The 23,598-nt window shown below is 66.7% G+C and carries 22 protein-coding genes; 10 read left to right on the plus strand and 12 right to left on the minus strand.

Annotated elements, in window-relative coordinates; translation table 11 throughout:
- Positions 1-55 precede the first annotated feature (55 nt).
- Positions 56-1,495 (minus strand): FAD-binding oxidoreductase, encoded by a 1,440-nt coding sequence (locus tag AC1DDA_RS11955; RefSeq protein ID WP_441513802.1) that lies wholly within the window; start codon positions 1,493-1,495, stop codon positions 56-58.
- Between the two features lie 204 nt (positions 1,496-1,699).
- On the opposite strand from AC1DDA_RS11955, the gene AC1DDA_RS11960 reads away from it, so the two are divergent.
- A complete protein-coding gene (locus AC1DDA_RS11960) occupies positions 1,700-2,266 on the plus strand; it encodes a thioesterase family protein (RefSeq protein ID WP_441513803.1) in 567 nt (188 codons plus the stop codon).
- A gap of 94 nt (positions 2,267-2,360) precedes the next feature.
- Here AC1DDA_RS11960 and AC1DDA_RS11965 read toward each other — a convergent pair whose 3' ends face one another.
- Positions 2,361-3,032 carry a class I SAM-dependent methyltransferase gene (locus AC1DDA_RS11965; protein ID WP_476795896.1) on the minus strand — a complete coding sequence of 224 codons (672 nt, stop codon included), beginning with the start codon at positions 3,030-3,032 and terminating at the stop codon, positions 2,361-2,363.
- Positions 3,029-4,294 carry a BtaA family protein gene (locus AC1DDA_RS11970; RefSeq protein ID WP_476795897.1) on the minus strand — a complete coding sequence of 422 codons (1,266 nt, stop codon included), beginning with the start codon at positions 4,292-4,294 and terminating at the stop codon, positions 3,029-3,031. Before AC1DDA_RS11970 ends, AC1DDA_RS11965 begins: the two co-directional genes overlap by 4 nt.
- A 204-nt stretch (positions 4,295-4,498) precedes the next feature.
- Here AC1DDA_RS11970 and msrB point away from each other — a divergent pair, with 204 nt between their 5' ends.
- Positions 4,499-4,930, plus strand: coding sequence for a peptide-methionine (R)-S-oxide reductase MsrB (msrB, locus tag AC1DDA_RS11975; protein WP_476779353.1), 432 nt, complete (start codon positions 4,499-4,501; stop codon positions 4,928-4,930).
- A gap of 87 nt (positions 4,931-5,017) precedes the next feature.
- Here msrB and AC1DDA_RS11980 read toward each other — a convergent pair whose 3' ends face one another.
- On the minus strand, positions 5,018-6,652 hold the full coding sequence (locus AC1DDA_RS11980; protein ID WP_476795898.1) for an acyl-CoA dehydrogenase family protein: 1,635 nt from the start codon (positions 6,650-6,652) through the stop codon (positions 5,018-5,020).
- Between the two features lie 482 nt (positions 6,653-7,134).
- Between AC1DDA_RS11980 and AC1DDA_RS11985 the strand changes: the two genes are divergently transcribed.
- Both AC1DDA_RS11985 and AC1DDA_RS11990 read left to right on the plus strand, forming a co-directional pair.
- The gene (locus tag AC1DDA_RS11985; protein WP_476795899.1) at positions 7,135-9,519 is read left to right on the plus strand and encodes an ATP-dependent helicase; all 2,385 of its coding nucleotides are present in this window, start codon (positions 7,135-7,137) and stop codon (positions 9,517-9,519) included.
- 38 nt (positions 9,520-9,557) lie between these two features.
- Positions 9,558-9,980: a GNAT family N-acetyltransferase gene (locus tag AC1DDA_RS11990; protein WP_476795900.1), complete on the plus strand. Its 423-nt coding sequence runs from the start codon at positions 9,558-9,560 to the stop codon at positions 9,978-9,980.
- 4 nt (positions 9,981-9,984) lie between these two features.
- Here AC1DDA_RS11990 and AC1DDA_RS11995 read toward each other — a convergent pair whose 3' ends face one another.
- Positions 9,985-10,404, minus strand: a complete 420-nt coding sequence (locus AC1DDA_RS11995) for a winged helix-turn-helix transcriptional regulator (protein WP_476795901.1) — start codon at positions 10,402-10,404, stop codon at positions 9,985-9,987.
- A gap of 114 nt (positions 10,405-10,518) precedes the next feature.
- Between AC1DDA_RS11995 and AC1DDA_RS12000 the strand changes: the two genes are divergently transcribed.
- Positions 10,519-11,274: an SDR family oxidoreductase gene (locus AC1DDA_RS12000; protein WP_476795902.1), complete on the plus strand. Its 756-nt coding sequence runs from the start codon at positions 10,519-10,521 to the stop codon at positions 11,272-11,274.
- Positions 11,275-11,425: 151 nt separating this feature from the next.
- Positions 11,426-12,373 carry a 50S ribosomal protein L11 methyltransferase gene (locus tag AC1DDA_RS12005; protein WP_476795903.1) on the plus strand — a complete coding sequence of 316 codons (948 nt, stop codon included), beginning with the start codon at positions 11,426-11,428 and terminating at the stop codon, positions 12,371-12,373.
- An 88-nt stretch (positions 12,374-12,461) separates the two neighbouring features.
- On the opposite strand, the gene AC1DDA_RS12010 is transcribed toward AC1DDA_RS12005, so the two are convergent.
- Complete coding sequence (locus tag AC1DDA_RS12010; RefSeq protein ID WP_441513813.1) at positions 12,462-12,590, minus strand: hypothetical protein; 129 nt, start codon at positions 12,588-12,590, stop codon at positions 12,462-12,464.
- 54 nt (positions 12,591-12,644) lie between these two features.
- Positions 12,645-12,890 (minus strand): hypothetical protein, encoded by a 246-nt coding sequence (locus AC1DDA_RS12015; protein WP_476795904.1) that lies wholly within the window; start codon positions 12,888-12,890, stop codon positions 12,645-12,647.
- Positions 12,891-13,287: 397 nt separating this feature from the next.
- Here AC1DDA_RS12015 and AC1DDA_RS12020 point away from each other — a divergent pair, with 397 nt between their 5' ends.
- Positions 13,288-15,123 (plus strand): aminopeptidase P family protein, encoded by a 1,836-nt coding sequence (locus AC1DDA_RS12020; protein ID WP_476795905.1) that lies wholly within the window; start codon positions 13,288-13,290, stop codon positions 15,121-15,123.
- A 458-nt stretch (positions 15,124-15,581) separates the two neighbouring features.
- Here the strand turns inward: AC1DDA_RS12020 and AC1DDA_RS12025 are convergent, their stop codons facing one another.
- From AC1DDA_RS12025 to AC1DDA_RS12040, 4 genes are all read right to left on the minus strand, one after another.
- Positions 15,582-15,881: an AzlD family protein gene (locus AC1DDA_RS12025; protein WP_476795906.1), complete on the minus strand. Its 300-nt coding sequence runs from the start codon at positions 15,879-15,881 to the stop codon at positions 15,582-15,584.
- Positions 15,878-16,591 carry an AzlC family ABC transporter permease gene (locus tag AC1DDA_RS12030; RefSeq protein ID WP_476795907.1) on the minus strand — a complete coding sequence of 238 codons (714 nt, stop codon included), beginning with the start codon at positions 16,589-16,591 and terminating at the stop codon, positions 15,878-15,880. Before AC1DDA_RS12030 ends, AC1DDA_RS12025 begins: the two co-directional genes overlap by 4 nt.
- Positions 16,592-16,617: 26 nt before the next feature.
- The gene (locus AC1DDA_RS12035; RefSeq protein WP_476795908.1) at positions 16,618-17,481 is read right to left on the minus strand and encodes an AraC family ligand binding domain-containing protein; all 864 of its coding nucleotides are present in this window, start codon (positions 17,479-17,481) and stop codon (positions 16,618-16,620) included.
- A 95-nt stretch (positions 17,482-17,576) separates the two neighbouring features.
- Positions 17,577-18,821 carry an MFS transporter gene (locus tag AC1DDA_RS12040; protein WP_476795909.1) on the minus strand — a complete coding sequence of 415 codons (1,245 nt, stop codon included), beginning with the start codon at positions 18,819-18,821 and terminating at the stop codon, positions 17,577-17,579.
- A 95-nt stretch (positions 18,822-18,916) separates the two neighbouring features.
- Between AC1DDA_RS12040 and AC1DDA_RS12045 the strand changes: the two genes are divergently transcribed.
- Both AC1DDA_RS12045 and AC1DDA_RS12050 read left to right on the plus strand, forming a co-directional pair.
- Entirely contained in the window at positions 18,917-19,891 is a 975-nt protein-coding gene (locus AC1DDA_RS12045; protein ID WP_476795910.1) for an AraC family transcriptional regulator, read from the plus strand.
- 119 nt (positions 19,892-20,010) lie between these two features.
- The gene (locus AC1DDA_RS12050) at positions 20,011-20,274 is read left to right on the plus strand and encodes a hypothetical protein (RefSeq protein ID WP_476795911.1); all 264 of its coding nucleotides are present in this window, start codon (positions 20,011-20,013) and stop codon (positions 20,272-20,274) included.
- Between the two features lie 18 nt (positions 20,275-20,292).
- On the opposite strand, the gene ligA is transcribed toward AC1DDA_RS12050, so the two are convergent.
- The gene (ligA, locus tag AC1DDA_RS12055) at positions 20,293-22,461 is read right to left on the minus strand and encodes an NAD-dependent DNA ligase LigA (protein WP_476795912.1); all 2,169 of its coding nucleotides are present in this window, start codon (positions 22,459-22,461) and stop codon (positions 20,293-20,295) included.
- 282 nt (positions 22,462-22,743) lie between these two features.
- Here ligA and AC1DDA_RS12060 point away from each other — a divergent pair, with 282 nt between their 5' ends.
- On the plus strand, positions 22,744-23,535 hold the full coding sequence (locus tag AC1DDA_RS12060; protein WP_476795913.1) for a DUF2189 domain-containing protein: 792 nt from the start codon (positions 22,744-22,746) through the stop codon (positions 23,533-23,535).
- Positions 23,536-23,598: the final 63 nt, after the last annotated feature.

Genomic DNA, 23,598 nt, shown 5'->3' on the forward strand with positions numbered 1-23,598 from the left:
GCGGCAGGATCGCGACATTTCGCGAAGGGCGCCCGCAGCGCAAGCCGCGCCGATGTCACAGGACGACGATTTTTCCGGGATTGAGGATGTTCTGCGGATCGAGCCCACGCTTCAGCGTCCGCATTACCGCGAGTGCCTCCGCCCCGTGCTCCTGCTCGAGATACTTCATCTTCTTCTGGCCGACACCGTGTTCACCCGTGCAGGTTCCGCCCATGGCCAGCGCACGCTTCACCAGCCGGTCGATGAAGGCCTGGGCCCGCTCGACCTCGGCCTTGTCGTTAAGATCGACCAGCGGTTGCGTGTGGAAATTGCCGTCGCCGACATGGCCCGCGATCGGCGCGATCAGCCCGGAGGCCTCGATGTCGCGCTTGGTCTCCTCGACGCATTCGGCCAGTTGAGAGATCGGCACGCAGACATCGGTCGCGACCGAGTCGAAGCCGGGCCGCAGCGCCTTCGCCGCCCAATAGGCGTCATGGCGCGCCTGCCAGAGCTTGGAGCGGTCCTCCGCCTTGGTCGCCCATTCGAAGGGCCCGCCGCCATATTCCGCCGCGATCTCGCCGAAGCGCTGGGACTGCTCGGCAACGCCGGCTTCCGTTCCGTGGAACTCGACGAAGAGCATCGTCGTCTCCGGCAGGCCGAGCTTGGCATGCAGATTGACGCCGCGGATCATCACGTCGTCGAGCAACTCGATGCGCGCCACCGGCAGGCCGGTCTGGATCGTCAGGATCGTCGCGTCGCAGGCGGCCTTCACCGAGGGGAAGGGGCAGACGCCGGCGGCGATCGCCTCGGGGATGCCATGCAGCTTCAGCGTGACCTCGGTGATGATGCCGAGCGTGCCTTCCGAGCCAACGAGCAGGCGCGTGAGATCGTAGCCGGCTGAGGTCTTGCGCGCGCGCGTCGAGGTCTTGACGATCGAGCCATCGGCCATCACCGCCTTCAGCGCCAGCACATTGTCCTTCATCGTGCCGTAGCGGACAGCATTGGTGCCGGAAGCGCGCGTCGCGGCCATGCCGCCGATCGAGGCATCGGCACCCGGATCGATCGGGAACATCAGGCCCTGGTCGCGCAGATGCTCGTTGAGCTCCTTGCGGGTGACGCCGGCCTCGACCACCACGTCGAGATCCTCGGCATGCACGGCGATGATCCGCTTCATCTGCGACATGTCGATGCAGACGCCGCCGAAGGGCGCGTTGACATGCCCCTCCAGCGAGGTGCCGGTACCGAAGGCAATGACCGGCACGCCATGCGCCGCGCAGAGCTTCACGATCTCGGAAACCTCTTCCGTGTTTTGCGGGAAGATCACCGCATCCGGCGGCTGATTGGGTATCCAGGTGAGGGTATGGCCGTGCTGCTGGCGCACCGCGAGGCTGGTGACGAGCCGGTTTCCGAAGCGCGCGGCCAGCGCCTGGGTCACGGCTGCGATGGCATCGGGCGATGGCGGCAGCACTGCGGCGGAGGCAGGGCTGTCATGAGGGGCGGCAGCGGGCAGGCTCATTGTCAAGATCCGATTTTGGCGCTTAGACTTGGAACAGATCGGTTTCGCAATTGGTTACGGTCCGACATCATCCTGACCATCGCGGCCGGGGCGAGGTGCTGACGCTGATTGCGAACGATGCATACTAGATCATGGGACGACGAAATGGGCAGCCGCAATAATGCGACGGCCCCTTGAACGAGGCGCCTGACAGGGAGGGCGATCATGGCAAACGATACACGCGCTCCGGCGCTCTTCTTCTCGCCCTTCGTCTCTTCGGCGATGCGGGTCGAGCCGCAATGGATCGACTACAACGGCCACCTCAACATGGCCTACTATCATGTCCTGTTCGACCGTGCGGTGGACGAAGTCTTCTCGCTCGTCGGCCTGACGCGGGACTATGTCGAGACACGCCACGCCTCGACCTTCACCGCGGAATGCCACATCCTCTACAAGCGTGAGCTGACCGATGGCGACCTCGTCCGCGTCACCGCCCAGCTCATCGGCTTCGACGACAAGCGCCTGCACTACTATCTCGAGATGCGTCACGCCCATGAGGGCTGGCTCGCCGCGACCAGCGAGAACCTGTCGCTGCACGTCGACATGGTCCATCGCAGGGTCACGCCCTTCCCTGCCGACATCCTCGCGAATCTTGCCTTGATGAAGGCAGCCCACAGCATGATGCCGCTGCCGGCTACGATCGGTCGCATCATCGGCATGCCGAAGAAGTCGGCGATCCGCGTCGATGAGGCGAAGGAAGTGCGCGAGCCCGAGGTCGAGACGCGGCACTGAGACTATTTTGCCGTCATGGTCGGGCTTGGCCCGACCATCTCGGAATCCGGCGCCTTCCTGTCAGGAGGTGCTCGGGTCAAGCCCGAGCATGACGCTAAGCTCCGCGCCTTCCCACCACCGCATGCATCGCATAGCCACGATACGGCGCGCCGATCCGGCAGTCGGCCCCCGCCGCTTCCGCAAGCGCTCGCACCGTCCCCGGCAGATCTTCGCGCGGCGTGACATGGAACAGGGCGAGCCAGCGCAGCAGCACGGCCTTGAAGCTCGCCGGCAGCCCGCTCTGATCGCCGAAATCGACGATATGCAAAGAGCCGCCCATGTTGAGGCGGCGCAGCGCCTCCGCGACGACACCCTGCCAGGGCGGGATCATCGACAGCGCATAGGAGATCACGATCCGGTCGAAGCCCTGAAGGCCGAACAGTGCCTGCGGGTCGAAGCCGGTGGCATCAGCCTCGGCTAGCTGGATCCGATCGTCCAGCTCCGCCCGCGCCACCGCAGTGCGCGCCGTCGCCAGCATCTCGCTGGAGACGTCGAGCCCGTAGCAGGCGCTGGACGGGTAGCGCCGCGCGATCTGGATGAGGTTGCGCCCGGTGCCGCAGCCGATCTCCAGGACGGTGGCGCCGGGAGGCGGCTGCAACCCATCGATCAGCTGGTCACGGCCGAGCAGATAGAACTTCCGGCTGGCGTCGTAGATGTGCCGCTGATGCCGATAGATCCGGTCCATCAACCCGGCGGGCGAGCCGCCCGGCACCTCGGCGGCGCTCACCGGACCTGCCCCCTCAGCACATAGAGGTGGAAGCCGCCATAGATCGCCGAGCGGTCCTGCCGGCAGAGATCGCGGCTGCGCTCCTCCTCGTAATGCCACTGGTCGAGGATCGCAGCGGGTATCCGGCCGGGCAGCAGCCGCTCGTCGGCCGCCGTGCGGAAGATCACCCGCGCGCCCGGCCGGGCGGTGCGCGTGATCTGCGACCACAGCGCCGTCAGATCGGCGTCGTTCATCCAATCCTGCGCATCGAGCAGCACATAGGCATCGCAACTCTCGGCCGGCTGCTGCTCCAGCAAAGCCGTGACCGCGCTCTGGTGATAGGAGACGTTCGCCGCGCGCTCCTTCACCGCCGCGAAATATTGCGGCTGCAGATAGGGCGGAAACGCCGCGCCGGCCCCCTCGCCATAGCGTCGGCCGAAAGCCTGCTGGGCGAAGTAGTTGTCCTTCAGATCGAAATCGCAGGCCAGACGCTCCAGCCGCAGCTTCAGCGCGCCGAGAATGCCCTCCTCGGCATCGGCGGCCAGCGCCTTGTACTGCGCCGGCGGGATGCCGAGCCCATAGAGCGAGGCCGGCTGGCGCACCAGCCACCGCACCAGCTTGCGCTCGAACACCGGCGCGAGGTGTTGCTCGTAGAGCGCCCTCTGTTCGGCGAGGTCACGCGCCGCCAGCATCATCAGCGGATTGCCGCCCAGCGCCCGCGCCAGCACATGGCCCGTGCCGATGAAGCGGCCGAGCAGGCCGTAGCGATAGAAGCCCTTGGCGAAGAGGTTGATCCGGCGCCGTCCATTGAGGCCCCGCCCCTCCCAGTAGCCGCGCGAGACGGCGTCGAGATGATCAGCGATCTCGCGATCGTAGACGCCGACATTCTCGCGCGCATTTGCCTGGCCGAAGAAGCGCAGGAAGTCCTCCTGCCGCTCCAACCGCGCCAGAGCCGCGAGCTTCAGCCGGCCGAGCGCGATATGCGCGGCGTTGAGATCGACAGCGCTGACACGGATCGGCGCGGCCGTGAGATAGGAAAGGATGTTGCAGGAGCCCGACGCGATCGCCACGACATGGTCCTCGGCCTTGAGCTGCAGCGCCGCCATGTCGACCACCGGGTCTTCCCAGATCTGCGGATAGACCAGTCCGGAGAAGGCGCGGGCGAACAGCCATTCCAGCATGCCCGCTTTGGACAGCGTCTTGCTGCGCCGGACGGCCAGTCCCAGGCCCGAGCTCGTCATGCGGCGGGCCGCGCGCGCCGTTTGCGTCGCCTGTTGCGTCACCGGTTTTCCTCCCTTTGCGGGTGGCGGGCCTGCTAGAGGAGTCGCGTGACGGTCCGGTGACGGAGCCTCGGCCCTTGCCGCTGCGTCGTGAAACCGCCGGTAATCTGTGGGGCTGAAATCCGGCGCCTGAGACGCCATATTGGCGGCACGAAAGCCGATGAGGCGCCCCGCCACCCCGCTGACAAGGAGATCGCAATGGGTCTGATGAGCATGTTCGGCGAGCCGAAGAAGCAGGACGAGACTTTCCCCTTCCAGCTGACCGACGCGCAGTGGCGCGAGCGGCTGACGCCGGAGCAGTATCAGGTCCTGCGTGGCCACGGCACGGAGCGTGCGGGTTCTTGCGCACTCAACTACGAGAAGCGCGCCGGCACCTTCTCTTGCGCCGGCTGCGGCCAGAAGCTGTTCAAATCGGGCAAGAAATTCGAGAGCGGCACGGGCTGGCCGAGCTTCGACCAGCCGCTGGAGGGCGCCGTCGGCGCCTCGGAGGATTTCAGCTACGGCATGCACCGTGTCGAGGCGCATTGCGCCAATTGCGGCGGCCATCTCGGCCACGTCTTCCCCGACGGCCCGCCGCCCACCGGCCTGCGCTACTGCATTAACGGCGTGGCGATGAATTTCGAGCCGGAAGCGGCTTGATCCCGCCGTCATGCTCGGGCTTGACCCGAGCATCTCACGACGGAAAGGCGATAAAGAGATGCCCGGGTCAAGCCCGGGCATGACGCCTCACGTAACGGGCACCGCCCGTCGCGCCAGCACTCCGGCATCCACCGCCGGCGGCAGATCGCCGAACTGTCCCGACCAGCCATCCCCAAGCCGTGTGGCAATGAACGCATCCGCCACCGCAGCAGGCGCAAACTGCAACAGCAACGAGCCCTGCAACATGAGCGCCAGCCGCTCGGTGAGCCGCCGCGCCTGCCCTTCATTGCGGATCATCCCGGGCAATTCGCCTTCCAAACGCCTCAGCGCCGCATCGTAGCGCTTGTCCGAGCCCGCAGCCGCGACCAACTCCGCCCGCAACACGTCGATCGCCCCCTCCTCGCGCGCCAGCGAGCGCAACACGTCAAGGCAGATGACATTGCCCGAGCCTTCCCAGATCGCGTTCAGCGGCGCCTCGCGATAGAGCCGCGCCATCGGGTTGTCCTCGATGAAGCCGTTGCCGCCATGGCATTCCAGCGCCTCGGTGACGACGGCAGGCGTCCGCCGCGTGATCCAGTATTTCGCGATCGGCGCGCCCACCCGCGCCAGCAGCCGCTCACTCTCCGATGCCTCCTGTCGATCCAGCGCCGCGAAATGCCGGAAGGCGAGCCAGGCCGCGGCCTCGGCCTCGATCGCGATATCGGCCAGCACGTTCTGCATGATCGGCTGGTCGATCAGCGCCTTCTGGAATGCCCTCCGGTGCTGCGCGTGATGCGCCGCCAGCGAGACCGCCATCCGCATCAGCCCGGAGGAGGCGGCGGCAATGTCCAGCCGTGAATTGTGATTCATCGACAGCCCGGTGCGGATGCCCCGCCCCTTCTCGCCGATCAGATGGCCGATCGCGCCACTGAACTCCACCTCGGAAGAGGCATTCGAGCGGTTGCCGACCTTGTCCTTGAGCCGCTGGATCGCGACGCCGTTGCGCGCGCCATCCGGCAGCCAGCCCGGCACGACGAAGCAGGAGATGCCCTCGCCCATGCGCGCCAACGTGAGGAAGACGTCGGAATGCGGCACCGAGAAGAACCATTTCCGGCCATGGAGCGAATAGGTGCCGTCGCGATTGTCTTCGGCATATGTCTGCGTCTGACGCAGATCCGAGCCGCCTTGCGTCTCGGTCATCGCCGTGCCGACGGTCGCGCCCGTCTTGAGAGGCGCCGGCCCCTGCCGCGGATCGTAGCGATTGGAGGTGACAAGCCCACCCCACTGCTCCCAGAGTGCCGCGTCCTGCTTCAGCACCGGCACGGCGGCATAGGTCATGCTGATCGGGCAGCAGATGCCGCTCTCCGCCCCGTACCAAAGATATTGCAGCGCCGCCCGCGCCACCTGCGCACCGGGCTCCGGCCGGTTCCAGGCGAGCGCATGCGTCTCCTGCCCGATGGCGAGCCCCATCAGCTCGTGCCAGGCGGGATGGAAGGCGATCTCGTCGATGCGGTTGCCGAACCGGTCGAAGGCCTTGAGTTCGGGCGTGTAACGGTTGGCGAGATAGGCCAGCTCCTGCACCCGCGCCGACCCGACAGTCCGCCCGGCCTCGTGGAGCCGCTCGCGTGCCCAGTCGGCCCCGAAGGCAGAGACGATGCCGAGCAGCACCGGATCGGCGGCGAAGGCGTCGTATTCGGCCAACACCCGCACCTGGTTGGTGATGGTCCAGTCCACGCTCGTCATCCCCGATCCTCGTTCGCCAAACGTGACTAACCTTGACCCACCTGCGGCCAGACCCGCACAGTCCGTTTCGCCTCAGACAAGAGTCGATTGTGCGCATAAGGGCGATCTTGGGCTACGCCTGTTTCGCAATCGGATTGGCATTCATAGCAACAGCATGGATAGCGGGCTTCTCGGATGGCGTGATGGACTTGGCTAAGCCGGTTCGTATGCGCGGCTCAGGCTCTCTCGGGGCTGAGATACGTTTTTGGACAGGGGCTGGGCTGCTCGCCCTCGGAGCCGTCATTCGAATCTCGAACCGCGGAAAGTAGAGCATCGCCAGCACCTGATTGGTGACCTCCCGGCGCCCTTCCCCGCTCTGCTCCGCCATTGCTGCCACCTCCCTGTGGAACGGGATATAAAATGATCCCTCCGGCAGGGCGCAATCCTGACACGAGCGCCCTATATTCGCCGGAGAACGAATCACGCACGAGCACACTGGTCCCTTGTCCGAGACTGACCCCTTTTCCGCTCCCCTGCCCCGCCCTGGAGGCATCGCCGCGCGTGCTGCAGCGCAGCCGGCGGCCGGCTATCTTACGGGGCTGAACCCGGAGCAGCGCCAGGCGGTCGAGGCGACGGAAGGCCCCGTGTTGGTGCTGGCCGGCGCCGGCACCGGCAAAACCCGCGTGCTTACCACCCGCATCGGCCACCTGATTTCGACCAGCCGCGCCTACCCTTCCCAGATCCTCGCCGTCACCTTCACCAACAAGGCGGCGCGCGAGATGAAGGAGCGCGTCGCCCATCTCGTCGGCCCGGTCGCCGAAGGCATGCCCTGGCTCGGCACCTTCCATTCGATCTCGGCCAAGCTGCTGCGCCGCCACGCCGAACTACTCGATCTGCGCAGCGACTTCACCATCCTCGACACCGACGACCAGATCCGCCTGATGAAGCAAGTGATTCAGGCCGAGGGCATCGACGAGAAGCGCTGGCCCGGCCGCATGCTGGCGGGCTTCATCGATAGCTGGAAGAATCGCGGCCTTAGCCCCAAGGACGTGCCGCCCGGTGAGGCCGCGGTCTTCGCCAACGGCAAGGGCGGCAAGCTCTACGCTGCCTATCAGGATCGGCTGAAGGCGCTGAACGCTGTCGATTTCGGCGATCTCCTGCTGCATTGCCTGACGCTGTTCCGTGACTATCCTGACGTGCTCCAGACCTATCACGATCGCTTCCGCTACATCCTCGTCGACGAGTATCAGGACACCAACACGGCGCAGTATCTCTGGCTGAGGCTTCTCGCCCAAGGACGCCGCAACATCTGCTGCGTCGGCGACGACGACCAGTCGATCTATGGCTGGCGCGGTGCCGAGGTCGATAACATCCTGCGCTTCGAGCACGATTTTCCGGGCGCGACCGTGATCCGGCTCGAGCGCAACTACCGCTCGACCGGCCATATCCTCGCCACCGCCTCGAAGCTGATCGCACGCAACGAGGGGCGCCTCGGCAAGACGCTGCGCACCGAGGATGCGCTCGGCGAGAAGGTCACGATCACCGGCGCCTGGGACAGCCAGGAGGAAGCCCGCCTGATCTCCGACGAGATCGAGGCGATGCAGGCCAAGAAGCACAACCTCGCGGAGGTCGCGGTGCTCGTCCGCATCTCCGCCCAGATGCGCGAGATTGAGGAGCGCTTCGTCCAGGCCGGCGTGCCCTATCGCGTCATCGGCGGCCCGCGCTTCTATGAGCGGGCAGAAATCCGCGATGCGCTGGCCTATCTGCGCTGCGTCGTCTCGCCGACCGACGACCTCGCGTTCGAGCGCATCGTCAATGTGCCCAAGCGCGGCCTCGGCGATGCGACGGTCCAGCTCCTGCACAATCACGCCCGCGCCACCGGCTTCTCGCTGATGCAGTCGGCCCGCGCCGCGGTCGAGAGCGACGAGTTGAAGCCCAAGGCCCGTACCGCGCTGCGCGAACTGGTCGAAGCCTTCGGCCGCTGGTCGGCCCGCGCCGAGAACATGCCGCAGGGCGAACTCGCCGAACTGGTGCTGGAGGAATCCGGCTACACCGAGATGTGGAAGAAGGACCGCTCGGCCGATGCCGCCGGGCGCCTCGAAAACCTCAAGGAGCTCGTCCGCTCCCTCGATGAATTCCCCGATCTGCCGGCCTTCCTCGAACACGTCTCGCTGGTGATGGATGTCGGGGATGGCGAGGCCGAGGCCCGCGTCTCGATCATGACGCTGCACGCCGCCAAGGGGCTGGAATTCGACACCGTCTTCCTGCCGGGCTGGGAGGAAGGGCTGTTCCCGAACCAGCGCGCTCTCGACGAGAGCGGCCGCGCCGGCCTTGAGGAGGAGCGCCGCCTTGCCCATGTCGGCCTTACCCGCGCCCGCAAGAAACTGAAGCTCTATTTCGCCTCGAACCGGCGCATCCACGGCCTCTGGCAAACCAGCCTGCCCTCCCGCTTCATCGACGAATTGCCGGAAGAACATGTCGAGGTCGAGCAGGCCCCGACGAGCTATTCGCAGGGCGGCTACGGCGCCTCGCGCTTCGACCGGATGGAGAGCTTCGGCTCCAGCTACAACACGCCGGGCTGGCAGCGCGCGCAGGAAAACCGCGCGAAGAACAGCGGCGGTGGCAGCGGCTTCTCCGAAAGCGGCCGTGGCTTCGGCTCGGGCGGTTTCGGAGGCAGCTCATCACGCCAGCGCGGCCCGCTGCTGATCGAAGGTGAGCTCACCGCCAAATCGACCGGCGAGTCTGCCTACGGCACCGGCGCCCGCGTCTTCCACGTCAAATTCGGCCCCGGCTCCGTTGCCAGCGTCGATGGCAACAAGCTCACCGTCGACTTCGACAAGGCCGGGCGGAAGATGGTGCTCGACAGCTTCGTCCAGAAGGCTGGCTGAGCACAGCCGATACCAAACTCCAGAAGACTGCTGCCGACATGATTCCCCAGATCGATCTGACCGACGCCGAAGACAAGGCTCTTCGCGAAGTGCTCTCCAACGGCCTGAAGGGCTACAACGACGAGAAGATCGGCCTGCACGACCGGCAGGATCTGACGATCCGCGTCACCGATCCCGAAACCGGCGAGCCGATCGGCGGGCTTGTCGGGCGCACCTCGCTCGGCATGCTCTTCATCGATCTCGTCTACCTGCCGAAAAGCCTGCGCGGCACCGGCACCGGCAGCCGCATTCTTGCCCTGGCGGAGGAGGAAGGCCGGCGGCGCGGCTGCAGCAAGGCGGTGCTCTTCACCATCAGCTTCCAGGCGCCGGAGTTCTACAAGAAGCTGGGATGGCAGGTCTTCGGCGAGATCGCGCCGAAGCCGCCCGGCGCGACCCGCGTCTACCTGACCAAGGATCTGTGAGCGCTCAGGCGCCGCCTTCCCGCTCGCGAAACGCCTTCCGTGCCGCCGAGACCTGCCCATAATAGGTCTCGGCCCAGACCCAGACTCCGCAGAACGCTGCGCTGAGCTCGCGGCCGAGTTCGGTCAGCGTATAATCGACATGAGGCGGGATCACCGGATGGACGGTTCGGATGACCAGCCCGTCGCGCTCCATTTCCCGCAGCGTCTTGGTCAGCATCTTCTGGCTGATGCCGCCGACCATGCGCCCGACCTCGGTGAAGCGCAGCGTGCCGTGCTCTTCCAACGCCTCCAGCACCAGCATCGTCCATTTGTCCGCCACCTGCGCGATGACCTGCCGCACCAGCGACTCCACGGCAGGGCTGATCGGAGGAATGGCTTCGCTGCGCGCATGCATCGCCGCCATCGCGGTTCGGATCGCCTGCATCCGACACTCTCCTTTTGGTGCGTATACCACTTTTTGGCGCCTTCTTTCCCTTGAAGAGTAATGACGCCACCTCATGCGAGCAACCACAACCGGGCTTTGCCAAGAGGGCTTCCCATGAACATCTCAGGCAACACCATCCTGATCACCGGCGGCGGCTCGGGCATTGGCCGGGCGCTCGCCGAGGCGCTGCACGCCAGGGGCAATCAGGTCATCATCGCCGGCCGGCGCGAGCGCGTCCTCGACGAGGTCACCACCGCCAATCCCGGCATGGCCTCGATGCTGCTCGACATCCAGGACAAGGCCGATATCGAAGCCTTCGCCCGACAGGTCGTCGAGCGCTTTCCCAAGCTCAATGCCATCCTCAACAATGCCGGCATCATGAAGCCCGAGAATGTCCCGGCCGCCGACAACATCGCCATCGCCGAGGAAACGATTACGACCAATCTGCTCGGGCCGATCCGCCTCACGACCGCGCTCCTGCCGCATCTCATGAAGCAGCTCAGCGCCACGATCCTCACCGTCTCCTCCGGCCTCGGCTTCGTGCCGCTTGCGGTTACGCCGACCTACAGCGCCACCAAGGCGGCGATCCATTCCTGGTCGATCAGCCTGCGCGAGCAGCTCGAGAATACCTCGGTCGGGGTCATCGAGATCGCCCCGCCCTATGTGCAGACCGAACTGATGGGTGCGCAGCAGGCCGTCGATCCCGCCGCGATGCCGCTCGCCGATTTCATCGCAGAGGTGATGACGATCCTCGAAACCCGGCCTGATGCCGCAGAAGTGATCGTTGAGCGTTGCAAGCCGCTGCGCTATGCCGAAGCCACCGGCACTTTCGACCAGGTCTTCGCGGCGTTGAATGCACAGCACGGTTGACTCGGCCATCATTCTCGGGCGCCCCGCAGCGGCGACCCGGGAATCTCTGACGAGTAGGTGCTGCATTCCGAGATGGTCGGGTCAAGCCCGACCATGACGACCCCACATCGCACCGCATGACAACCTCGCCCCACGCTGCTAATGCCACCGCATGCGCGAAGGCCTCCTGCCAGCGACGGTTGCGACCGTCTTCGAACTCTCCACCTCGGGCGAGAAGGCCCGGGCCCTGACCGAATTGCTCGGCGAGATCTTCGACCCGACCGAGACCGCGATTTCGGCCTTCGAGATCGAGGACGGCGTCACTACGCTTTCGCTGAACGCGCCCTGGAAGGTCGAGATCTACTTCGCTCAGCACCCGAACGAGGAGGCGGTGCGCGACCTGCTCAGGCCGATCGTCGGCGAACTCGTCGACGCGACGCCCTTCACCACCGTGAACACGCGGGATTGGGTCGCGACGAGCCTCGACGGGCTGAAGCCCGTGCGCGCCGGCCGTGTCATCGTCCATGGCGCGCATGACCGGGATGTCGTGCGCGTCAACGACGTCGCGATCGAGATCGAGGCGGCGCTGGCCTTCGGCACCGGCCATCACGGTACCACCTCGGGCTGCCTGCTGGCTCTGGACGCCGAGCTGAAGAAGCGCCGCCCGCGCCACGGGCTCGATGTCGGCACCGGCACGGGCATCCTCGCGCTGGCGCTGGCAAAGCAGATTAAGCGCAAGGTCGTCGCCGGGGACATCGACGCCATCGCGGTCGAGGTTTCCGCCCACAACGCCCGGCTGAATCACGCGCCCAACGCGCTCGACCTCTATGTCGCGCCGGGCCTGCGCCATGCCAAGGCCAACCGCCCCGGCCGCTTCGACCTCATCTTCGCCAATATCCTGGCCGGGCCGCTGAGGCAGCTGGCGCCCTCGATCGCGCGCGTACTCTCGCGAGACGGGACACTGATCCTCTCCGGTCTGCTCGGCATGGATGTCGCCGGGGTGGCTTCGGCCTACCGGCACCACGGCATCTATCTCGTCAGCCAGTCGCTGCGCGAAGGCTGGGCTACGCTGGTCATGAAAAAAGGCGGCGCAGCCCCGAGGCTCCGCCGCCCTGCCTGACCTCCGGCGCCAGGGCAACGAACCGGAAAAGCGGAAGCCGCTTCCGATCCGATGCCGCTAGAAGCGCGAGGTCGTTACGCGTCCGGCTTCAGAAGCCGATATGTCCATACTTGCGCTCGGCCTCGGCCTGCAGGCTGCGGGCGTCGTGCCAGACGGCCGCGGCGAACTTCGCGGCGTCGGCGATCTGTTCGGCGACATGCTTGATGATGGCGATCATGTTTCTGATCCTCGATGTTTATCGGCGCGCGGTCTGGCCGCAGCGGCCGGAAATTCAGCGGTTGAAAGGCAGCGAAGCGTCGCTCGACAGTGTCGCGGACGGATAGCCGCCCAGCACGATCTCTGCCTCGTTGACGAGGATGTTGCGGGCGCGCAGCTCGCGAGCGGCGGAGCGCTTGCGGCTCTCGATCAGCGCGGCATAGAGGCGCTGCATCACACCCGGCTGGTCCGCCTTGCGGGCCTTGGTTTCGGCCACCACTGCCACGGGCAGCACATCGGCATTGTCTAGCACATAGGTCATGGGTCTATCTCCGAAAAACGAAGGACAGTCCCGGTCGCTTCCTCGTTCTCTTATGCCACTAAAGTGGGACTATTTCGCAGTTGCGAGAAGCCATGCTCGCATATGCGAGATATGCACAAAACGCATGAAACGCGCCCATATCCGTTAATATTTGCGTTCATTGCATAACCAATCGGCACAATGCGAACCGTCAAGGCAGCACGGCGTCAGGAAACGGGCATTGCCTGTCGGCGTATTTGCGCTGGCGCTTTAGCCGATGCAGCGCGACGATGCGTACGATCTCGCATCGGACCGATCGTGAAATCCATTTTTCGCAGGAATCCGGTGCGATAACGATTACATGGATCGCCGTTATCGTGCCCGACAGGGCGCGCGGCGACCAAAGCCGGACCATGTCATGACCGAATCGACCYTACCCACTTGCCGCTTCCAGTCCTTCTCCGAGCCCAGCGACCCCATGCTGGTCGCCGGCCGCGTCGCCGCGCTGCGTATGGCGCTCGCGGCGCAAGGTCTCGACGGTTTCGTCATCCCGCGTGCCGACGAGCATCAGGGCGAATATGTGCCGGCCCATATGGCCCGCCTCGCCTGGCTGACAGGCTTCACCGGCTCGGCCGGCAACGCGGTGGTGCTGGCCGACAAGGCCGCGTTGATCGTCGACGGCCGCTATACTATCCAGGCGGCCGCGCAGACCGACACGACGGTCGTCACCCCCGTCCGCATGGAGGAGACGCCGCTGGAGCGCTGGATCGAGCAGAACCTGCCGGCCGGCGGCAAGCTCGGCTATGATCCCTGGCTGCACACGGTCGACGGCGTCGCAAAGCTGGAGAAAGCGGTCGCCGCAGCCGGTGGTAGCCTTGTCGCCGTCGCCGCCAACCCGATCGACACGCTCTGGTCGGACCGTCCTGCCGCCCCTGCCGCGCCGGTCAAGGCTCACCCGGCCGTGTATGCGGGCGAGGATTCCGCCTCGAAGCTCGACCGCATCCGCAAGGCGCTGGCTGAAGCGAAGGTCGATGCCCTCGTCGTCTCCGATCCGCATGCGCTGGCCTGGGTCTTCAACATCCGCGGCGGCGATGTCGAGCACACGCCCCTGCCGCTCGGCTACGCCATCGTCCCGCGCGAAGGGCGCCCGACCGTGTTTCTCGCGCCCGAGAAGATCACCAATGAAGCCGGCGACGCCATCGGCGCGGTCGGCGAGATCGCGGCGCCGGCTGCGCTCGAAGGCCAGTTGAAAAGGCTCGGCGCCGCGAAGGCCAAGGTTCGCCTCGATGCCACCACGGCCGCCTCGGCGCTGGCGACGCTGATCACCCAGGCAGGCGGCACGCCGGATGCCGGCGCTGACCCGATCGCGCTGATGAAGGCGCGCAAGAACGCGGCCGAACTGAACGGCACCCGCGCCGCCCATCTGCGCGACGGCGCGGCGATGACGAACTACCTCTCCTGGCTCGCGCGCGAGGCACCGAAGGGCAACCTCACCGAGATCGACGCGGTCGCTGCGCTCGAAGCCGAACGGCTCAGGACCGGGCTGCTCAAGGACGTCTCCTTCACGACCATCGCCGGCGCCGGCCCCAACGCCGCCCTGCCGCATTACCGCGTCAGCGAAGCGACGAACCGCCAGCTGGAACCCGGGATCTTCCTGGTCGATTCAGGTGGTCAGTACGAGGACGGCACCACCGACATCACCCGCACCATCGTCATCGGCGCGCCCACGGCCGAGATGCGCGACCGCTACACCCGGGTGCTCAAGGGCCATGTCGCGATCTCGCGGCTGGTCTTCGTCAAGGGAACCTCCGGCGCGCAGCTCGACGCCTTCGCCCGGCTGCCGCTCTGGCAGGGCGGCTTCGATTTCGACCACGGCACCGGCCACGGCGTCGGCAGCTATCTGTCGGTGCATGAGGGGCCGCAGCGCCTTTCCAAGCTCGGCGTCACGCCGCTGGAGCCGGGCATGATCCTCTCCAACGAGCCCGGCTACTACAAGCAGGGCGAGTACGGCATCCGCATCGAGAACCTGATCGTCGTCGAGGAACGCCTGATCCCCGGCGCCGAACGCACCATCTACGGCTTCGAGACCATCACCTGGTGCCCCTATGAGCGAGCACTGATCGACAAGGAGATGCTCGACGCCGGCGAGATCGCCTGGATCGACGCCTACCATGCGACGGTCTGGGAGAAATTGTCTCCGCTGGTCGAGGGCGAGGCGAAAGCCTGGCTGGAGGCGGCCTGCCGGCCGCTGTGATGAGTACCTTCCGCCTCTCAAGGGAAAGGGCCCCGGCACGCGGATAGGGTGGCACTGGACGGGGGTGCGCAACTCAATATTGTATGGTTGGATCTTGGCCCTGCGCCGCATCGAAGCGGCATGGAAAGAAATCTGCCATGCACCTGCAGTTCGCATTCCTCCTGGCGGTACTGGCCATCTTGTCATTGCCGGCGGCGGCGCGGGAGCGAGGCGGCAGGGGCGACGGTGTGCGCGAGATCTGCCGAGAAGAATCCCGCCGTGCGATCACCGCGAGCAGGATTGGCAGGGTGGACCGAGAGCACATGCGGGATATGCGCGACGAGTACGCTCGCGAATGCCGCAAAAGGCTGAGGGCCAATTGAGGTCGCGTACACTGCTCCCTTTGCCAGCGTTTCCGAATGCGCCGAAAACGTATGGCGCTTCGCAATATCTGCGCGGCCGCGCGAGCACGACCTCGCTCACATCACCATCCGGAACGCCACCACCGCGAGGACGCCCACGGCGACGACGCCCAACAGCGGCAGCCGCGTCGCAGCCAGTGCCGCAAGCGCGGCGGCAGCCGTCTCGGCCCAGCCGGTAGCGAGCGCGCTCGGCGCGATGACGGCGACCAGCACGGCGGGCGGGATCGCATCGAAGGCGGTCTGCGCGCGCGGCGAAAGGTTGAGACGCCCGGCGAGCGCAAGTCCCGCCACCCGCGTCGCATAGGTCACGATCGCCATGCCGAGAAAGGCGAGGAGGTTGATCGGATCGACGCTCACGCCTCGACCTCCTGCGCCGCGGGCCGCATCTCTGTGGCGGCCGCGAGCCATGCCGCGAGCAAACCGCAGAGCGCGCCGGCCGCGACATGCCAGGGCGGACCGGCAAGGCGATAGGTCACGGCAGATGCGAGTCCCGCTGCCACCACCGTCCAGAACGTCACCCGCCCCTTCCAGAAGGCGGCGACGAGCGCGATGAACAGCGCGGTGAAAGCGAAATCTGCGCCGAGCCGCTTCGGGTCGCCCAGCACGGCCCCGATGGTCGCGCCCAACGTCGAGTTGACCAGCCAGCCGGCGACGAAGGGAATGACCATCGCGAACCAATAGGCCGGAGTGAGGCGATGCGTACGGGCTCGTTTCTCGGCCAGCGCCCAGTTCTCGTCGGCCATGTAGTAGAGGCCGAGGAATTTCTGCCACCGGCTGAAGCCTTGCAGCTTCGGCGCCAGCGACGCCCCCATCAGCACATGGCGCGCATTGATCAAGAGCGTCGAGAAGACGATCGCAGCGACCGGTGCTGGCGTCGCCCACAACTCCACGGCGGCAAACTGAGCGCCGCCGGCGAACACCGTGGCGCTCATCAGAAGGATTTCCAAGGGAGAAAGCCCCTTGCTGGCAGCCACCGCGCCGAAGAGCAGGCCGATCGGCGCCGCCGCCACCGCAGCCGGCCAGATATCGCTCAGGCCGCGCCTGATGTCGTCACGCATCGTGGACATGTGTCTGATACTTTCGAAACGGCGGTTCAGCCGGTATGCGCGGCGCGGAAGGCGCCGGGCGTCACGCCGAAGCGAGCCTTGAAGGCGCGCGTCAGATGCGGCTGGTCGCAGAAGCCGGTTGCCGCCGCGACATCGCCGGGCATCTCGCCGCGCCGCAGCCGCTCGCGGGCGCGCCGGACGCGGACATCGACCAGATAGGCATGGGGCGTCAGCCCCGTCTCCTGCCGAAAGGCACGGATCAGGTGATGGCGCGGCAGGCCGGTGAGCCGAGCGAGATCGGCAAGCGACAGGTCCTCTTCGTAGCGCGCCTCGAACAGCTCCCGCGCCTTGGCAACGGGCCCGCCCTCGGCCCCGACGGAGCGGACCGAGAGATCGGCATGGCGCGCCAGGCAGAGCGCATAGAAGCGCAGGAGCATCTCCTCGCCGGCCAGCAGATCCTCGCCATCCTCGATGGCGCGATGCGCGGCAGCGAAGAGCGCAGCCCCCTTGGCGTCCTCGACCAGCGGCTGCGGAAAGAACGGCGTCCCGATCACGTCCCGGCCGCTCAGCGAAGCCGCGACCTCGCGGATTAGCCCGACCTCGGGATAAGTCATGCGGTAGCTGTAGCCCGGCCCGTAGGGCTCGCCGTCATGGGTCTCGAGCGGGTTGACGAAGGCGACATGGCCCGGACGGGCGTAGTGCCGCTCGCCCCGGATGCGGAAGGTCTCGCAGCCGGCCTCGATGATGCCGATCACGTAGCTCTCATGCTGGTGCGGCGCGTAGGCATGGCGGCGGAAGGTGGCGGCGAGGCAATCCAGCCCGTCGAAGCGCTCGGCCGGAAACAGCTTCGCCCGCTCGCCGGCGACGAGCGGTTCCAGGCCCAATGTCTCGCTCTGTGTGACTGCTTCCATGGCGCGAGCATAAACTCTCTCGTGGCGCGACTGTCTTGAAGAAAAGTGATCGGGCGCATCACGCGCCCGATATGCTCGGTCATTTCGGAATGGCGTCAGATGGCGTGAGCCGCACCGGCCGCGCCGGCCCGTTCCGGGCTCTTCGAACCGAGCAGAAATACGCCGAGCCCGCCGACCAGCGTCGCGACGGTGGCGTAGGCGATCACGCCCAGCGTCCCGAAGCCGTCGACGAGCAGGCCGCCGAAGATGGCCCCGCTCGCGATCGCGACCTGGAAGGCGGCGACGATCAGGCCCCCGGCCGACTCCTGCTCGTCTTCCGGCGCCACGCGCACCATCCAGGTCTGGAAGCCGACCGGCAGCGCGCCGAAGGCGAAGCCCCAGAGCCCGACGGCGATGGCCGAGGCGATCGGCGATCCACCGACCAGCAGCAGACTCACCCCCATCAGCGCGATCGTCAGCGCGCCGAAGATCACCGACGCCTTGGCGCTGCGCGCCGTGATCGCCCCGCCGACGAAGTTTCCGAAGAAGCCGCCCACGCCGTAGGCCAGCAGGACGAGCGAGATCGCCTCGACCGACAGCTTCGGAATCTGCTCCAGGAACGGGCGGACATAGGTAAAGCCGGCAAAATGCCCGGAGATCACGACGGCGATCCCCGCCAGCACCAGTGCGATGCTCGGTTGGCCGAGCAGGCGCAGCAGCGTGCGGATATCGGGCGCGCCGCGCGCCGGCAGGCGCGGCAGCACCGCCATCTGGATCACCAGCGTCGCGACGCCGATGAGAGCCGAGAGCCAGAACACGACGCGCCAGCCCATCAGGTTGCCGACATAAGCGCCGATCGGCGCCGCGCTGACCGTGGCGATTGAGACCCCGGTGAAGATCAGCGACATCGCCTTGGGCAAGGCGCTCGGCGGCACGAGCCGCATCGCGGTCGCCGCCACCATCGACCAGAAGGCTCCGAGCCCGATGCCGAGCAGGACGCGGGCGAAGAGCAGCGTCGGCAGATTGGTCGCGACGGCTGCGAGCGCGCTCGAGACGATCAGCAGGCTGGTCAGCGACCAGATGACGATGCGCCGATCGATGCCGCGCGTCACGATGGCGGCGGCGAGGCCGGCAACGGCGCCGACGACCGCCGTGGCGGTCACGGCCTGTCCGGCGGCGCCTACGGAAACGCCGATATCGGCGGCCATCGGGGTCAACAGGCTGGCGGGCAGGAATTCGGCCGTGACGAGGCCGAAGACGCCGAAAGTCAACGAGACCACCGCCGCCCAGGCTGGTCTTGCGCGCGCGTCTTCGGCGGAATCATCGAGGTCGAGTGCTGTGGCAGAAAGAGAATCTGACATGGGTATCTCCATGAGGAGGCCGGAAGATGGGCGTGGCCTCATGGAGTTTCCATGCTATATAATCCGCATCTCATGACTGTTCGTCCAGGATTGCGATGACAGCTTCGGCAGATCACCTGACCGAGATGCTCCGGGGCCTGAGGCTCGACGGCGTCGATTACAGCCGCTGCCAGATGGCTGCCCCCTGGGGCATCGCCTTCCCGCAGAGCCGCGAGGCGTGTTTCCATTTCATCTCGCGCGGCGGCTGCTGGCTGAAGACGCCCGCCGGCGAGTGGCTGGAGCTCCGCGACGGCGACGCCGTGCTCCTGCCCCGCGGCGGCGGCCATGTGCTGGCGAGCGCGCCGGACGTCATCGCATCGCCTCCCTGCGATTGCCGGGTGCGCGAAGCCTATGGCAATGTCTTCGACGTCGAGGGCGGTGGCACTGGCGAGCATATGCTCGTCTTCACCGGGCGCATGACCTTCAATGTCGATCTCGACCACCCGCTGCTGCGGCTGATGCCGGATATAATGCGGATGAGCGATTTCATCGCCAACGAACCTGGCATTCCGCATCTGCTGGCGGCAATGGGCCAGGAGGTCGCGATGGACCGGGTCGGCGCCGGCGGCATCCTCGCGCGTCTCGCCGACGTGCTGGCCGCCGCGATCATCCGTTCCTGGGTCGAGCGCGGCTGCGGTGCCGCCAAGGGCTGGGTCGCGGCAGCGCGCTGCCCGCAGATCGGCAAGGTGCTCGCGGCCGTCCACGCCCATCCCGAGACCGACTGGACCGTCGAAAGCCTGGCGGAGCTGATGGGCGCTTCCCGTTCCGGTTTCGCCGAGCGCTTCGCCGAGGTCGTCGGCGAGACCCCGGCCCGCTATGTCGCGCAGGTCCGGATGCATCAGGCCCGGCAATGGCTCGCCCGCGACAAGCTGCGGATCGCGGTGGTGGCGCAGCGCCTCGGCTACGAGTCGGAGGCCTCGTTCAGCCGCGCCTTCAAGCGCATCACCGGCATGGCGCCGGGTCAGGTTCGCGCGGCAGGTGAGGCACCGCCTGCGGCGATGTTCACGCCATCAGCAGGGGCTGCGGAGTAGCGAGAGCATTTCCGCGGGGGGAAGGCATGCCGGAACAAAGCCCCGGAGCGCCGGTTGCATGTCGAACAGCCGGGCGCTGGAAGGCCGGCGCTGCGGTCGATGCGAACGGGATCACGATCATGACCATCCAATCTCTCGCTCTTAGCTGCGCTGCGGCGCTAACGATCTTCAGCCTTGCAACGGTTGCGAACGCTCAGGGAATACCGCGCGGCGCCGCTCAAGGCGCCAGGGTCGGCAATGAGGCAGCCGGACCGATCGGCGGCGCGGCCGGAGCCGTCGTCGGCGGCGTCACCGGCGGCGTGGTCGGCGGCGTCAAGGGTGTCGTCGGCATTCCCCAGCGGACCGCGGTGCCGCGTGCCAGAACGCACGCTCATCGCCACTGATCGCGGCGTAGCGGCAGCTCATCCGCCAACCAGATCGAACCAGCCGGCCTCGTCGATCACCTGCACGCCGTGCTTGGCGGCATCCTTCAGCTTGGAGCCCGCCCCCGGCCCGGCGACCAGCAAATCCGTCTTCGACGAGACCGAGCCCGCAACCTTCGCGCCGAGCCGCTCGGCCATCGCCTTGGCCTCGTCGCGGGTCATCCGTTCCAGCGCGCCGGTGAAGACCACGATCTTGCCGGCGACAGGGCTCGCCGAGGCCACCGCTTCCAGCGGCTGCGGCGTGACCTGGGCGAGCAGCCGGTCGAGCAACTGCTCGTTATGCGGCTCGCCGAAGAACTCGATCAGCGCCTCGACCACGGTGGGCCCGACGCTGTCGATGGCGTCAAGTTCCTGCCGCTCGGGCGAGGCCTCGTCGGCAGCGGCGATGCCCGCCGCGCGCAGCGCCTCGAACGAGCCGTAATGCCGCGCCAGCAGCCGCGCCGTCGTCTCGCCGATATGGCGGATGCCGAGCCCGAAGATGAAGCGGTTGAGCGGCGGCCGGCGCCGGTCTTCAATCGCGTCGAACAGCTTCTTGGCGCTGACGGCGCCGAAGCCCTCCTTGTCCTTGAGCTTCTTGAGGTTGGCCGCATCGCGCTCAGCCAGTGTGAAGATGTCGGCCGGCTCCTTCACCGGCAGCTCGGGATCGCTGTGGAAGAACTCGATCTGCTTGTCGCCGAGCCCGTCGATATCCATCGCATCGCGCGAGACGAAGTGCTTGAGACGCTCGACCGACTGCGCCGGACAGATCAGGCCGCCGGTGCAGCGACGCACCGCATCCTCCTTGCCGGTGCGCGGATTGAGCTCCCGCGTCGCATGGCTTCCACAGGCCGGGCAAAGCGTCGGGAATTCATAGGGCTTCGCGTCGGCTGGCCGCTTCGACAGATCGACCGCCTCGACACGCGGGATGACGTCGCCCGCCCGCTTCACCGTCACCGTGTCTCCGATGCGGATATCGGTGCCGTCGCGGATCGGCAGCCCCTTGGAATCGAAGCCGCGGATGTAATCCTCGTTGTGCAGCGTCGCATTGGTCACCACGACGCCGCCGACCGTCACCGGCTTCAGCCGCGCCACCGGCGAGAGCGCGCCTGTGCGCCCCACCTGAATGTCGATCGCTTCGAGAACGGTCGTCGCCAGCTCGGCCGGGAATTTATGCGCGATCGCCCAGCGCGGCGCCCGCGAGACGAAGCCGAGCCGCGCCTGCAGCGCGAGATCGTCGACCTTGTAGACCACGCCGTCGATGTCGTAGCCGAGCGTGGCGCGCTGGCTCTCGATCAGCCGGTACTGCGCGATCAGCTCCTCGACGCTCTCGCAGCGCTTCATCAGCGGGTTGGTGCGGAAGCCCCAGCGCTTGAACGCCTCGACCACGCCCATCTGCGTCGGTGCCGGCAGCACCGGCATATCGCCCCAGGCATAGGCGAAGAAGCGCAACGGACGGGATGCTGTGATCATCGCGTCGAGCTGGCGCAGCGAGCCGGCCGCAGCGTTGCGTGGATTGGCGAATTCGGTCAGTCCCTTCTCACGCTGGCGGTCGTTGATAGCAGCGAAATCGGCATGGCCGAGATAGACCTCGCCGCGCACCTCGGCGATCTCCGGCACGTCCGGCCCGGCGAGCGTCCCTGGGATTTCGGAGATGGTGCGGGCGTTGACGGTAACGTCCTCGCCTTCCTCGCCGTCGCCGCGCGTCGCGGCTGAGACGAGCACGCCCTTCTCGTAGCGCAGCGAGAGCGACAGCCCGTCGATCTTGGGCTCGGCGGTGAAGGCGATGCCGCCTTCCTCTTCCTTGCGACCGAGGAAGCGATAGACCCGGCCCGCAAACTCGGCGACGGCCTCGTCGGAGAAAGCGTTGTCGAGCGAGAGCATCGGCACGCGATGCCGGATCTTGGCGAATTTGCCCGACGGCTTGGCTCCGACCTTGCCGCTGACGCCTGCGGCGTCCTTCAGCTCGGGAAAGGCCTCTTCGAGCGCGACCAGCCGCCGACGCTTCGCGTCATAGGCCGCGTCGTCCATGATCGGCTGATCGTCCTGGAAATAGGCGTCGTTGGCGGCCTGCACCTGCGCGGCGAGCTGCTTGTGCTCGGCCTTCGCCTTGCGCGGCGTCAGCTCGGCAACGGGCGTTTCGGAAAAGGCGGTGTCTTTGGCGTCGCTCATGGCACAGCATTAGGCGAGAAGGCCGTGACGAGGAAGGGCAGCAGCCGGATCGCTCAACCCGATGAAGCTCCTCGCCCCCATCCTGTAGGAGAGGGCTATCGGCGGCTCCTCTGGATGGGGCTCAGGTGTCCATTCCTCACATCAGCGAGAGGGCTTGCGACAAATCCGGCTTTCGCGCGTATAGTTTGAGGGCTGGAATTTGGAAGCTCGACGCCATCGGCCGTTGACGCCAAGGACAAGTCGACAGCCGTGGTGAACCGGGCCGGAACCGGGAGGCACGCCATGGCCAATGTCGACGGCACCGTTCATGACATCGTCACGCTCTCGCAGCCACGCATCAAGACCATCACCACGATGGACCTGCGCGAAGCGCTGCGACGCGGCTGGGAAGATTTCATGGCGCAGCCGAGCCATCTCGTCTTCATCGCCGTGATCTATCCCATCGCCGGCATCGTGCTGGCGCAGCTCACCGTCAGCTACAACATCTTCCCCCTGCTTTTCCCGCTGCTCAGCGGCTTCGCGCTGATCGGCCCCTTCGCCGCAATCGGCCTCTATGAGGTGAGCCGCCGCCGCGAGAAGGGCCTCGACTCGTCCTGGAGCCATGTGTTCGAGCTGCTGCGCTCGCCCTCGATCGGACAGACCGTTCTGCTGGGCGCCATGCTGACCGGGCTCTTCCTCGCCTGGCTCTTTAGCGCCTGGTTCCTCTATCGCGGCATCCTTGGCCTGCCGGCCGACGTCTCGACCGCCGATTTCCTGCGCGCCGTCTTCACCACGGCCGATGGCTGGATCATGATCATTATCGGCAACTCGCTCGGGCTGCTCTTCGCGATCGCCGCCTTCGCGATATCCGTCGTGTCGTTCCCGCTGATCATCGACCGGCACGTCGATGCCCCGACCGCGATCCGCACCTCGATCGCCGCCGTCGAGGCCAATCCGCGCGTGATGATGTATTGGGGCCTGATCGTGACCGGGCTTCTTGTGCTCGGTTGCCTGCCGGTGCTGGTCGGCCTGGTCGTGGTCATGCCGGTTCTAGGCCATGCCACTTGGCACCTCTACCGCAAGGTGGTGGGCTGACCGGACTGGGATCGAGCGCGCCACGGCCGCACGCTCCTGCCGATACGGGAACTTTTCGCCCCC

The organism is Allobosea sp. 10N428, from assembly GCF_056394545.1.

Bases quoted from the DNA above. Each gene is read 5' to 3' on its own strand.
- AC1DDA_RS11955 (WP_441513802.1), bottom strand. From the start codon at position 1,495: ATGAGCCTGCCCGCTGCCGCCCCTCATGACAGCCCTGCCTCCGCCGCA.
- AC1DDA_RS11960 (WP_441513803.1), top strand. From the start codon at position 1,700: ATGGCAAACGATACACGCGCTCCGGCGCTCTTCTTCTCGCCCTTCGTC.
- msrB (WP_476779353.1), top strand. From the start codon at position 4,499: ATGAGCATGTTCGGCGAGCCGAAGAAGCAGGACGAGACTTTCCCCTTC.
- AC1DDA_RS11980 (WP_476795898.1), bottom strand. From the start codon at position 6,652: ATGACGAGCGTGGACTGGACCATCACCAACCAGGTGCGGGTGTTGGCC.
- AC1DDA_RS11990 (WP_476795900.1), top strand. From the start codon at position 9,558: ATGATTCCCCAGATCGATCTGACCGACGCCGAAGACAAGGCTCTTCGC.
- AC1DDA_RS11995 (WP_476795901.1), bottom strand. From the start codon at position 10,404: ATGCAGGCGATCCGAACCGCGATGGCGGCGATGCATGCGCGCAGCGAA.
- AC1DDA_RS12000 (WP_476795902.1), top strand. From the start codon at position 10,519: ATGAACATCTCAGGCAACACCATCCTGATCACCGGCGGCGGCTCGGGC.
- AC1DDA_RS12005 (WP_476795903.1), top strand. From the start codon at position 11,426: ATGCGCGAAGGCCTCCTGCCAGCGACGGTTGCGACCGTCTTCGAACTC.
- AC1DDA_RS12010 (WP_441513813.1), bottom strand. From the start codon at position 12,590: ATGATCGCCATCATCAAGCATGTCGCCGAACAGATCGCCGACGCCGCG.
- AC1DDA_RS12015 (WP_476795904.1), bottom strand. From the start codon at position 12,890: ATGACCTATGTGCTAGACAATGCCGATGTGCTGCCCGTGGCAGTGGTG.
- AC1DDA_RS12030 (WP_476795907.1), bottom strand. From the start codon at position 16,591: ATGTCCACGATGCGTGACGACATCAGGCGCGGCCTGAGCGATATCTGG.
- AC1DDA_RS12035 (WP_476795908.1), bottom strand. From the start codon at position 17,481: ATGGAAGCAGTCACACAGAGCGAGACATTGGGCCTGGAACCGCTCGTC.
- AC1DDA_RS12040 (WP_476795909.1), bottom strand. From the start codon at position 18,821: ATGTCAGATTCTCTTTCTGCCACAGCACTCGACCTCGATGATTCCGCC.
- AC1DDA_RS12045 (WP_476795910.1), top strand. From the start codon at position 18,917: ATGACAGCTTCGGCAGATCACCTGACCGAGATGCTCCGGGGCCTGAGG.
- AC1DDA_RS12050 (WP_476795911.1), top strand. From the start codon at position 20,011: ATGACCATCCAATCTCTCGCTCTTAGCTGCGCTGCGGCGCTAACGATC.
- ligA (WP_476795912.1), bottom strand. From the start codon at position 22,461: ATGAGCGACGCCAAAGACACCGCCTTTTCCGAAACGCCCGTTGCCGAG.
- AC1DDA_RS12060 (WP_476795913.1), top strand. From the start codon at position 22,744: ATGGCCAATGTCGACGGCACCGTTCATGACATCGTCACGCTCTCGCAG.